This is a genomic window from Chryseobacterium sp. VD8, from assembly GCF_037149975.1.
Classification (GTDB): domain Bacteria; phylum Bacteroidota; class Bacteroidia; order Flavobacteriales; family Weeksellaceae; genus Chryseobacterium; species Chryseobacterium indicum.
Window position 1 is genome coordinate 1 of the sequence record NZ_JBBCQL010000493.1, and the last position, 255, is coordinate 255.

Sequence of the window (255 nt, forward strand, 5' to 3'; positions counted from 1 at the left end):
CCAGAAATCTAAAAACAGGAAACAGAAGGAATCCAGAAAAAACCAACAAAACCAAGCGGTAGAATTTAAATAAATGAAAAAAAATTATCATACCTATTTTAAATTTTTAATCACCTGCGGAATGGCTTCCGCAACCCTTTCCTGCAGTAATACACGATTTCTGAAGAAAGGACAGATGCTTTACACAGGTGCAGAAGTGAAGATTGAAAACGATACTTTGCCGAAAAAGGAAAAGAAAGATCTTCAGAGTGCGCT

Annotated in this window: 1 protein-coding gene; it reads left to right on the forward strand. The window is 36.1% G+C overall.

Annotated features, from left to right (window positions below; all coding sequences use genetic code 11):
* Nucleotides 1-73: 73 nt before the first annotated feature.
* Nucleotides 74-255 (forward strand): hypothetical protein (locus tag WFK35_RS23350; RefSeq protein ID WP_336735012.1); only part of this gene is annotated, 182 nt, incomplete at its 3' end.